The sequence below is a fragment of the Porphyromonas asaccharolytica DSM 20707 genome (genome assembly GCF_000212375.1).
GTDB classification, from domain to species: domain Bacteria; phylum Bacteroidota; class Bacteroidia; order Bacteroidales; family Porphyromonadaceae; genus Porphyromonas; species Porphyromonas asaccharolytica.
Window position 1 is genome coordinate 374,969 of record NC_015501.1, and the last position, 12,002, is coordinate 386,970.

A 12,002-nucleotide genomic window follows, 5' to 3' on the forward strand; every position below is an offset into this window, starting at 1 on the left:
GGAATTGAGCTCAGGTGGTTACTCTTGTGACAAGGCGAAGATCGTCTCATCACCACAGATGTTGCGCACCTTGATGCGTAGCGGGCGCTTACCGCTACTAGGGTAAGCTATAGAGCCATCCCATAGCTCTCTGGTATCTGTGCCATCGAGTGTTACCTGCCCCAACTTGTCAATGATGAGCTCGGTGTCGCTGTGCCACGGTCCATCGCTATGGGTGCAGTCTAGGCTTAGGTACTCAATTTGCTCCAGCCCCTCTTCACTCAGAGTGATAGGCGTGGGGCGTCTCTTACTATAGATCGGCTGCTGCAGGAGACGCTCGTTGTATTCGGTGATCTTCCGCTCTACACGATCACTGTGAAAGCTGTCGATCACAATCTGATCTACCAACGAGCCATTGTTGCACTCTATGTGCCAGACCATCTCATCCTCTAGGGTGACATTGTCTAGAACCACCTTGAGATCACGTAGCTCTACTGCTATGGGGTAGGTATTCTCACTCTTGATGAATGTCTCTAGCTCCTCTCGATCTATCATATCAATGTAGTAGATGATGACCTTCGAGACCGTATCAGGTAAATCGGGGAAAGCCTCCTTGAGGATACGATTCATCAGGGGAATGTCTAGGAGTCGTGTCGTGGAGTCCATAAGGTTGGGCAGGTAGACGGGGATCATACCCTCCTTGCTGTCGAGGATGCTACCCTCCCACATCTTGTCTAGAGCATCTTCGTTGCGAAGACCTGGAATCAGCTCGCGAAGCTTGGTCATCGTCTGCTGTGGGTTGCGGTATAGGCTCACCCCATCTTGTATCTCGAGTATCTGTGCCGTGGCACCGGGTATCTTACGCAGTCTGTCACGAGTGGTCTGTATGCTGTTGACCCCGACATCGGAGTGTATAAATCGTCGCCCCAGCTTGGTCGCGACAGCCGCCGTGACCCCACTGCCCCCAAAGAAGTCTGCCACCAGCATCCCCTCATCACTACTAGCCTTGATGAAACGATCTAGTAAAGCTTCTGGTTTTTGTGTTGCATACTCAACTCTTTCTGTTGCAGCTTGATTTACGATCGCTAGTTCAAACCAATCTCTAGGGAGTGTACCTTCTGCGTCTTTTAAATATTGGCGATAAGTGTTTTCGCTTTCCTCTGTTGGATCGTTTCTTCCATCTTTGTATCGAAGTCTATAAGGCTCACCGTTTTGATCAAGGAACTTAAACTTCTTAAGCGTTACAGGGGAATACTCCTCCCAAATCGCACGATAATTAAAGACATAATCGTCGGATCTTGTATAGAAGTATATGCAGTCATGTTTGCGGTTATAATATCGTTTGGATGACTCTCTTTCTTTATAGCACCAAATAATCTCATTGCGAAAGTTCTCCTCTCCGAATATCTCGTCCATAAGGATCTTGACGTAGTGTCCGATGTGCCAGTCGAGGTGTACGTAAATAGAGGCGGTCGGACTCATAACACTCTTGATGGCGAGGAGGTTTTCGTACATCCAGTTGAGGTATAGCTCCTTGTCCCACACGTCACCATACATAGTCTCCTCAAAGGCACGTAGCTCCTCATTGTCTAGCTCTTTCTCAGCCTTGGCGACAGCCTCTGCTACCTTGGGGTTGCGACGCAGGTAGACCTTCTTGGCATAGTCGGCACCACTGGCGAAGGGAGGATCGATGTAGACCAGATCTACCTCGATGCCTTGATCCTTGAGGTAAGCACAGGCGGAGACGCACTCGCCACGCAAGATAAGGTTGTCGCTATGCGGGTCTTCGCCTAGCAGCTCTGTCTGCATCACATCGTAGAGAGGCATACCACGCTGCGTACGCTCGTAGATGAGGTCGCTATCACGATAACGCAGTATGCGCTGCGTGCGGGTGAAATTGTCCAGGACGGCTTGTCCCTCTAGTACGTTGGGAGTGTAAGGTATATATTTGATAGCCATAGTCGGGATAAGGTATTAAATGGTGAGGTATTCAAACTCTGTTTTTAGTCCGACCCACAAGGGGTCGATCCATGGGCGACGTCTTGCACCCCCAGTCGTTCGGGCTGCGCCCTCCGACTGGGGGCTAGGATTCGTCTGACCTCCTGCGGAGGTCACAAACGACGTGTATCTGCAATATGGATCCTTCGTGTCATCTCCTGCGGAGGTCACAATAGATGACAATGACGTTTCGCTCTTAGGCTTAGCGAGGAACGACCGCAGCGCGGTCGGACGGATCCTAGCCCCCAGTCGGAGGGCATAGCCCGAACGACTGGGGGAACCGATGGGTACGCCCCCCATAACGACCTCCCCTCGTGGGAGGTCGGACTTACGAGTATGATTCGTCTTGAGCTGCATCTAATCCAAATATCATTGTTAACTCCTTCTCAAAGCCAAGCTTGCCGTGATGCTCTTTTTGCCTATCAATATAGGAGCTGACAGCTACAACATCCCTACGGCTTACTGTACTCGCAAAGTACCCCTCTTGCCAAGCAAAAGATCCACGTGCGCTTACCTTTGTATTTAGGAACTTATTGGTCGACTTCTTGATCTCTCGGACAAAGTGTGAGACAACAAACTCTCCTGAATAAGCAACCAGTAAGATGTGGATATGATCCGTCATCCCATTTACATTTATAACAGAGTAGGAACCAGCTTTGGTACAAGCCTGTATGTAGGCATATAGGCGCTCCTGTATGTCAGGGCGGATAGACGGCTTCCGCTCCTTCGTTGAGAAGACGAGGTGATAATAAAGCGAGATATAATTATCTGTACCCATGAGGTCTACGATCGGAAGAACTCTTTTATCTTCTGCTCCACGAGGATATCCATCTGCTCTCGGTCTCTCTGCTCCTCAAGGTATAGGAAGTCCATCTCATAGGAGTCTGTTGTATCGCTGAGCGCCTTGTTGTTGAGCTGTAGGAAGTAGTCGGTGACAAATGCTTGCTTGTCCTGAAAGAGTGACGCGAAGCCAGCACCCTTGGTCTCGATGATGAGGATCTTGCAGATTGCTTTTGCCTCGTCACGCTGTATCATGAGAAAGTCGGGGTAGTAGCGACCGATGTACCGCCATGCACCACCCGTCGGCTCTCCTGTGGTGCTGCGCTTGGTGTAGCAGTTGATAGCAAACTCGGTCAGTAGGTCGTCACCATTGAAGTAGACCTCTAGTTGATGTCGCTGCGCCATCGGGAGGAGCGTATCTTTGAATATGTCTTCCTCTAGTTGGCTGTCAAAGTGGTACGGCAGGTAGTGGTAGCTATGGGTAGCACCTAGGTTGTGTGGTGTCTCCAGGCTGTCGGGGCTATTCTGAAGATTATCGATCAAGCTCTGTGGCGCTTTGTTTGCCTTGAGCGCCTCAATGGCAGCTCGCACCCCTTTGCTGAGGGTCTTACGTTGCTCTCCTCTGTCGAAGGCGATGATGGAGTCTACCTCTTCGACTGTGGGGTAGTACCTAGCTGTATCAGGTACTGTGATAGGTGAAGAGAGATGCTCTACACGTAGTAGGTGTGCTGTCTCGGGGACCACCTCTTCGGAGCTTTGGAGCGTGCGCTGCGGAATAAAAGCTTTGCGCACCTCGCTTCTTATCGCCTGCTGGTCATAGCGTGGCGAGAGATAAGTGCCTTCGCCCTCTTGCTGTATCGTAATCTTGTGAAAGAGACTACGCAGCGACTCCTCATACGCTATTAGATCGCTATAAGTAAGGGTGCCAAAGCTCTCCTTCTGTATCTTCCCTATCCAAGCTCTGAAGGTGATGGGTAGTGTCGTCTCACCAGTCTGTAGCGAAGCGAGGGTGGAGCCCTTGTCTATGATCGCTCCCGTGATACTCTGTACGGTGATGAGTGTCTTGTCGCTCGGGATCTGTATCTCATTAGACTCTAGTCGATCCTGAGTGTGTAGCTCCTCACAGATCACCTCTAGCTGATACTTGATGCGTAGCTGATAGTATCGGATAGGGTCCGTGAGCTGAGTCTCCTTGAGACGACTGTATCGATAACGTTCGATGAATCGAGAGTTAGGGCGTCGCTTGTTGAGCTGGTCTATGTCGGTGCGTTGCTGCTCTTTGAGCTGTGAGTTAAGGGTCTTAGCATTATCACGATTCATCCAGACGAGAGCAGTCTCGATTGTAGCATCGGTTACCTCTCGGAGACAGCGACAGCTGGTCTGTAGCACCATATTGCGAGGACACGCTCCTCGATGTGGTAAGATGACAGAGGTGAGGCTGCGACAGTCCCATCCCTCCTTGCCGATCTGTACGAGGAGTATGATCCTATATGAAGACATAGGAGTGTCTAGGGAGCTAAACTGATACTCGGCATCATCGGGCTGTGGATAGTTCTTATTTCCTCTGTGGTACTTGAGGATTGTCTTTGCTGGACTCCAACCAGCGGCAGTAACCAGCTCAGAGACGAGAGGGCATACTTCGGTTTCGAGCGTATCGATCTTGCCACAATAGATGGCTAGCTTGGCAGAGGTACCATCACTATATGTGGTGTCTCGGTACAGCTTTATAAACTCTTGCACCCCCTGTCGTATGATCTCCTCTCCTCCCTGGTCGGCATACTTGATCTGAGGTGACTTGAGGAAGTTGCCTACTCCCTCAATCAGGGGAAAGTGGTAGACAATATTGGAGATCGTCTTGAGCTTGACAGACTCAGACTGATAGATGGTGATCTCCTCGGCTCGACTCAGATAGGGGGTCCCCGAAAACCCAAGAACGGTAGTTATCTGCCCCTCGGCGGCCCAGTGGGTGACGATCTGTCGGAGCTTGATCTCGCTATCAGAGGCGTGGTGAACCTCATCAATGAGGAGTGATAGGTGTGGTATCTGAGCGATGATCTGGCGTAACTCATTGTCGTTGCGTATTTGTGCAATATCTTCTGGAGTCAAAAGACTAGGGTCTTTCTCTCCTAGCTTGTCTAGCTTATCTAGTCTGTCGATAAGCTTCTCCGCATTGGTGATAGCAACGAGTCCACGGAGAGTATTGAGTGGTGCGTGGGCATTGATCTTCTGAGCGTTTTGGTTTTTAGTGCGATTGCTTTTGCTTGCAGAGCGACTCTCGTCTAGCACCTCAAACTTGACCTCTCGTGCTATCTGCTGCGCTACCTCAGGCGGTAGTATCCATGATGGGTCAAACTCCTGTATGCTCTTGAGACTAGGCATAATGGAGGACTTGAGACCAGAGGGTATAAGGATGAGAAAGTTCTGAGCGAAGGCTCCATTCTCTGGCTCTATATGCGAGAAGTATAGGTCTATGTAGATAAAGCAGGCCATCAGGAAGGTTTTGCCCGCTCCCATTGGTAAACTAAAGAGATAGTCGGCGTAGTCAATACCATAAAAGATGTTGCGGAGTGCCTGCGAGGCGTCTATCTCTTGGTGATGCTTTGCTAAGATCTGTTTGAACTGCTGTGGGAGAGCTTCTTCCTTTGAGCTAAGCACCTTGGCATAGTAGGCGAGATTGTGTAGCGGGATATTTTCCTCTCTATAGAGTGAGTAGCAACCACTCTGACTGATATCTTCGTCGGTGAGGGTGCCGAAGGTGTGCTCGGTAAATATCTGATATAGAGGCTTACTGTCATGTACCACTTTGAGATAAAGGTAGTGGCGTATAGCCTCTATCTGCGCATCACGTAGCTTGCCCCGCTCCAAGATGTACTGTAGAAATGGCTGACAAGGACAGTCGGGCTGTGCCCACCACGCATCGCTGGCCTCTTTGATTAATTCGTAAAACATATATCGCTCTAAACTCGATTGCCCACCAAAGGTAGTAAAAAATATCGCTGTAGGATAGACGTCTGTGATGCCTTGCGGTATCAAACAGATATCACGGCGAGGGACGACCGCAAGCGGTCGGACGGGTCATAGCCCCTAGTCGGATGGTTCAGACCGAACGACTGAGGAATATGAGGGGTACGCCCCGCATGACGACCTCCCCAGGGGGCTGAAGTTCTAAAAACTCTCTTTCGTCTTCGAGGGTGTGGTAAAGACTTCAACAATCTAATGCGACTCTCCTGAAATGTGTGGCGACGGCGTACTCTATCTCAAGATTATTTTGTACATTTACAGAGCCTAAAATGCGGAGGTGCGACCTTGTCGCAAGCTTCGCCCTAGGTGCTTACAATATAATGCGCTAGTAATGAGCTGTAAATCGTTTTCTACCCAGGTTGTCCAGACCGCACACATAGCAGGTCAGGAGCCTTGGTCTGCTCCTAGCCTACCCACTCTCCCTATGACAAAAAAAATAAAACAATATAATGACGAACGAATGGCAATACACTCCCTTCACCCGAGAGGAGGAGGTGGGTGGCTCTCAACTGGCGCATGCCTTGAGAATACCCGCTGTGGCGGGACGCCTACTCTATCGTCGCGGTATACGTACAGAAGCAGATGCACAGCGATTCTTTCACCCATCGCTAGAGGATCTGCACGACCCCTTTCTGATGCAAGATATGGATCTGGCGGTCAAGCGTCTCAACAAGGCGCTAGGACGCAAGGAGCATATCATGATATACGGCGACTACGATGTAGATGGCACTACAGCAGTATCACTAATCTATAAGTACCTCCGCTCGGCGGGGTGCAGCGAGCACCTGCTGAGCTACTATATCCCAGGACGGGACGATGAGGGCTACGGCGTATCCTATCGGGGCGTGGATCATGCCCATGAGATAGGCGCGACGCTGATCATCGTGGTGGATTGTGGCATCAAGGCTATCAACGAGATAGCCTATGCTAAGACGTTGGGGATAGACTTTATCATCTGCGATCACCACCACCCTGACGACCAGCTGCCCGATGCCGCGGCCGTCCTAGACCCTAAGCGACCAGACTGTCACTACCCCTTTGAGGAGCTCTGTGGGTGTGGCGTCGCGTTTAAGTTTATGCAGGCCTTTGGGATGAATAATGGGTTCCCCTCGGCTTCGCTCTTTAAGCTCCTAGACCTGGTCGCTGTGAGTATTGCAGCTGATCTGGTCTCTGTGATGGATGAAAATAGAATCTTGGCGCACTATGGACTCCGTCAGCTCAATCGCAATCCCTCGATGGGGCTCAAGGGGATCATCAAGACTTGTGGTCTCGAAGGGCGTAAGATCACGATGTCCGACATCATCTACAAGATCGGGCCGAGGATCAACGCCTCGGGACGTATGATGAATGGCCGCGAGGCGGTCGATCTGCTCCTGAGCAATGATGCTAAGACGACAGCCCGCATGAGCGAGCTGATCGATGAGTACAACGTGCGTCGTCGCGAGCTAGACCGCTCTACGACCGACGAGGCTATGCAGCTCCTACAAGTCAATCCTGAGCTGGCACATCAGCCCATCGTAGTCCTCTACCAGCCTGACTGGCACAAGGGGGTCATAGGAATCGTTGCCTCTCGTGTGGCGGAGTATACCAATAGACCGACGATCGTGCTGACTGGCACGAGCGACCGGATCGTGGGCTCGGCGCGAAGTGTCGGCGGGATAGACATCTACAGCATCATCGAGGAGGCTAGAGATCTGCTCCTAAACTTCGGTGGGCACACCTATGCTGCTGGGTTGACACTCTTGCCGGACAAGCTACCCGACTTCCGCGCTTACATACAGGGAGTCAATGCCGTGACAACTAGTGATCGAGCACAGTCCACACCGATAGAGATCGATGCCGAGATAGAGCTTCGTGAGGTGACGCAGAGACTCTACACGACGATACAGCGCTTTGCTCCGTATGGACCGGACAACTACCCGCCGCTCTTTGTGACACAGCAACTCTATGACGGAGGGGCTAGCAGAGCTGTGGGACGCAATAGCGAGCACTTTAAGGTAGACGCTATACCTACACTGGGATCCAAGAAGCATTGCCCAGGGATAGCCTTCAACCAAGCACCCGCCTTCCGCTTTATGAAGAAGTCTTCGGCAGGAAGAGCAATTGCACCCTTTGCCCTTGTCTACCAAATAGATGAGAACCACTTTAACGGAATTGTCTCCCTACAGTTACTGATCAAGGATGTCAAGCCACAACGACCTGGAGAGGACCTCTTTGCCTCCCAGCGATGAGGCAGCAGGCAACTCCTCTGGGCGTAGCGAAGCTGTCGACTGGGACTTGCTCCTCGAGGAGCAGGCTGACTTGTGGAGTGATGCTGCGACCGATCCGAGAACGGAGACCGAGCGTGAGCAACTAGGTGAGGAGCCCCCTCAGCAGGCGACCGACAGACCAGAGACGCCGCAGACCGCCTCTGCGGACGACGAGCAGACCCCGCTAGAGGTACTCCATCGCTATTGGGGCTACCCCGCTTTTCGTCTCAAGCAGGCGGAGATCATCGACAGCGTCTTGGCGGGGCGAGACACGCTCGGGCTGCTACCTACGGGTGGGGGTAAGAGTATTACCTTTCAGGTACCGACGATGCTCCACGACGGGCTGACGCTCGTTGTCACGCCGCTCATTGCTCTCATGAAGGATCAGGTAGATGGCCTCAACAAGCGGGGTATGTCTGCCGTGGCTATTCACTCAGGCATGGAGTACAAGGAGATCCATCGTGCCTTGGACAATTGTCTGTATGGTGGGTGCAAATTTCTTTACCTTTCCCCTGAGCGACTGAGCTCACCACTCTTTCTCGCCTGTCTACCCGAACTACCGATACAGTTGATCGTGGTGGACGAGTGTCACTGTATCTCGCAGTGGGGTTACGACTTCCGCCCTAGCTATCTGAAGATTGCAGAGATACGTCGCTACTACCCTACTGTGCCCCTGCTAGCACTCACAGCGACCGCCACGCCTGAGGTGGTCGCCGATGTGATGGCTCGTCTGAGCTTTCGTGAGCCGCATGTCATCAGTAGTTCTTTCGCACGGGACAACCTGCAGTATATCGTACGTCCTACGACAGACAAGGCGACGGAGCTCCTCCATATCCTCTCCTCGACGACTGGTAGCGCGATCGTCTACTGTCGCAATCGCAAGAAGACGCAAGAGCTGGCTGAGATGCTACAGGAGACGGGCGTATCGGCACACTACTACCATGCGGGGCTGACGCATGCCGAGCGAGAGATCAAGCAAAACGCTTGGATGGCAGGAGAGGTGCGTGTGATGGTTTGCACAAATGCTTTCGGCATGGGCATCGACAAGCCCGATGTGCGTCTCGTGGTGCACTGGAGTATGCCCATAGCTCTAGAGGAATACTTCCAAGAGGCGGGGCGTGCGGGGCGTGACGGGCTGCGCGCTTTTGCCGTGGTGCTATATGAGCGCCGAGATCGTGGTATGCTCCAGCAGCGGGTGCAAAACGAATTTCCCGACAAAGCATACATTCGAGACATCTACGATACCCTCTACAGCTACCTAGGGATAGGTCTCGGCGAGGGCATGGAGCGCAGCTATGAGATAGATCTAGAGGCGTTTGTACGCACGGAGCATCTGCACCCGACACGTAGCTTGAGTGCCTTGCATATCCTCGAGCTGGCGGGTGCCTGGGAGCTGCTCCTCGATGAGGCACGCTCACGACTGATCGTAGAGGTCTCTAGAGAGGAGCTATACTACATCCGAGGCTTGTCCGCCCAAGATGACAAAGTGCTACGAGCTGTCTTGAGAAACTACTCGGGACTCTTTGCCGATTACGTCTTCATCGACGAGCGTACCCTCTCCATACAGACGCACCTGACGGGAGAAGAGGTCTACGACAGCCTAGTCAGGATGAGCCAGCGAGAGATCATTCACTATATCCCGCGAAAGCGTTTGCCCCGTATCCTCTTCTACACACGGCGGGAGCGCAAGCATCACTTTCTCATCCCCCCAGAGGTGTACGAGCTGCGCAAAGAGGCTATGACCAAGCGGCTCGCCGCCACGATCGCATACCTAGATGGTCAGCAGGGATGCCGACAGGCGATGCTCCTGCACTACTTCGGTGAGGAGCTGGCTGAGCCGTGCGGACGCTGTGACCTTTGTCTAGCTCGTAAGGCGCGCTCCCAGCGTAGTGAGGAGGCTCTAGAGACGCGACTCAAGACTTTTCTAGAGCAATTGGAGGCGCCTTCGCTTACCTTGCAGACTTTGGCTAAGAGGCTCGGGATTAAGCAGAAAGCTTTGCTCCCGATCCTGCAGCAGCTCCTCGAGACAGACGACCGCTACCGCACCGACGGGGTACACCTATATAAGAATAAGTAATCGAATGAGTGACCACGATATGATCCTACACCCACACGCTAAGATTAACCTCGGGCTGCGCATCCTGCGTCGTCGCCCCGACGGCTACCACGACATCGAGAGCTGTATGCTCCCCATTGGCTGGGCAGACCAGCTCACGGTAGAGATAGCTGCAGAAGCTACGAAGGAGTCGTACGACTCGTACGAAATCGCCGGTCTAGCGGGAGAACTGCCCATCGAGCGCAATCTGATCTACAAAGCGGTGCAGCTACTCAGAGCGCAACACCCAGAGATACCTCCGCTACAGCTCAAGCTCGAGAAGCAGATCCCGACAGAAGCTGGTCTCGGTGGTGGCTCGGCCGATGCCGCCTACACGCTCCTAGCGATCAACGACCTGTGTCGCTTAGGGCTCTCCACGGCAGAGCTAGAGACGTTGGCTGGAGAGCTCGGCAGCGACTGCCCCTTCTTCATTCAGTCCCGCTCCGTGCTGGTCACAGGTCGTGGCGAGGTACTCACGCCGCTCACGATGCCGTCCGCACTCCTCGGCAAATGGCTCCTCGTCGTCAAGCCTTCCATCGGCATGAGTACCGCCGAAGCGTACCGACAGGTGACACGCCACCCCGAGGCGGAGGGCAAGCTTGCAGCACTACTGGAGCAACCGATAGCGCAGTGGCGAGAGCTGATCATCAACGACTTCGAGTCCGTCGTCTTCGCGCACTATCCTGAGCTAGCCGCTCTGCGAGACACGCTCTACCACCACGGAGCCCTCTACGCCGCCATGTCCGGCTCAGGGACAGCACTCTACGGTATCTTCGCCGACAATCCCCTCTCCTCCGTCTCCTCCTCCCCGCTCGCTACCCACCTCGCCGACCTCCCCGTCTGGCTCGAGCGCCTCTCCTAGCTCCCTCCCAGAGCTTCCGCAAAAGTCTCGAGTAACCTTTTGACCGGTAACGATTCGACGGGTGAGGCGTGACGAGTAACGACAAATATCTTGACACCCACTCGGCTAGTCCGACCCACAAGGGGTCGATCTTCTAGCACGTTCACCTAACCATCGGTCGTTCGGGGCTTTTGCCCCTCCGACCGACGGCTACGAAACGTCCGACCGCAAGCAGTCGTTAGCTCTCCGTAAAGAGGTCTGGACGTGTAATTGTTGTTAGGATGCACCGACGAGTAACTATTGTAGGAACGCATGGTGAGTATCTAGTGGGAGGGCGTCCGTCCCAGTTAAATCACGGACGCTGTAATCTTTGACATCACGACCGTCCTCCGACTCGACACTATCTGTGCGTTCCTACACTGGTTATACGTCGGCTGGTTCGACAATGGACGCCCTCCGACTCGACACTATCTGTGCGTTCCTACACTGGTTATACGTCGGCTGGTTTGACAATGGACGCCCTCCGACTCGACACTTTCGTGCGTTTCCTACACCGGTTATACGTCAGCTAGTTCGACAATGAACGCCCTCTGACTCGACACTATCTGTGCGTTCCTACACTGGTTATACGTTGGCTGGTTCGACAACAGACGCCCTCCGACTCGACACTTCCGTGCGTTTCCTACACTGGTTATACGTCGGCTGGTTCGACAACAGACGCCCTCTGACTCGACACTATCTGTGCATTCCTACACTGGTTATACGTCGGCTGGTTCGACAACAGACGCCCTCTGACTCGACACTATCTGTGCATTCCTACACTGGTTATACGTCGGCTGGTTCGACAATGGACGCCCTCCGACTCGACACTTCCGTGCGTTTCCTACACCGGTTATACGTCGGCTGGTTCGACAATGGACGCCCTCCGACTCGACACTATCTGTGCGCCCCTACAAAGGCTACTCGCCTAATCCATTCGATTGCGCTTATAAAAAAGGACCTCGTGAGAGGTCCGACGCATCGTAGCCGTCGGTCGGAG

General features: G+C 53.1%; 6 protein-coding genes. 3 read left to right on the forward strand and 3 right to left on the reverse strand.

The features are described from left to right. Window positions 1-18: 18 nt before the first annotated feature. The 3 genes from PORAS_RS01505 to PORAS_RS01515 all read right to left on the reverse strand — a co-directional run bounded on the left by PORAS_RS01505 (window position 19) and on the right by PORAS_RS01515 (window position 5,706). On the reverse strand, window positions 19-1,938 hold the full coding sequence (locus PORAS_RS01505; protein ID WP_013759918.1) for a DNA-methyltransferase: 1,920 nt from the start codon (window positions 1,936-1,938) through the stop codon (window positions 19-21). A gap of 367 nt (window positions 1,939-2,305) precedes the next feature. Beyond that, a complete protein-coding gene (tnpA, locus tag PORAS_RS01510; protein ID WP_013759920.1) occupies window positions 2,306-2,755 on the reverse strand; it encodes an IS200/IS605 family transposase in 450 nt (149 codons plus the stop codon). 5 nt (window positions 2,756-2,760) lie between these two features. Next, the gene (locus tag PORAS_RS01515) at window positions 2,761-5,706 is read right to left on the reverse strand and encodes a DEAD/DEAH box helicase family protein (protein ID WP_013759921.1); all 2,946 of its coding nucleotides are present in this window, start codon (window positions 5,704-5,706) and stop codon (window positions 2,761-2,763) included. 521 nt (window positions 5,707-6,227) lie between these two features. On the opposite strand from PORAS_RS01515, the gene recJ reads away from it, so the two are divergent. The 3 genes from recJ to ispE are packed head-to-tail and all read left to right on the forward strand — an operon-like array spanning window position 6,228 to window position 10,984. After that, window positions 6,228-8,009: a single-stranded-DNA-specific exonuclease RecJ gene (gene recJ, locus PORAS_RS01520; RefSeq protein WP_013759922.1), complete on the forward strand. Its 1,782-nt coding sequence runs from the start codon at window positions 6,228-6,230 to the stop codon at window positions 8,007-8,009. Next, complete coding sequence (locus PORAS_RS01525) at window positions 7,993-10,104, forward strand: RecQ family ATP-dependent DNA helicase (protein WP_245528038.1); 2,112 nt, start codon at window positions 7,993-7,995, stop codon at window positions 10,102-10,104. Before recJ ends, PORAS_RS01525 begins: the two co-directional genes overlap by 17 nt. 19 nt (window positions 10,105-10,123) lie before the next feature. After that, entirely contained in the window at window positions 10,124-10,984 is an 861-nt protein-coding gene (ispE, locus tag PORAS_RS01530; RefSeq protein ID WP_013759924.1) for a 4-(cytidine 5'-diphospho)-2-C-methyl-D-erythritol kinase, read from the forward strand. Window positions 10,985-12,002 lie beyond the last annotated feature (1,018 nt).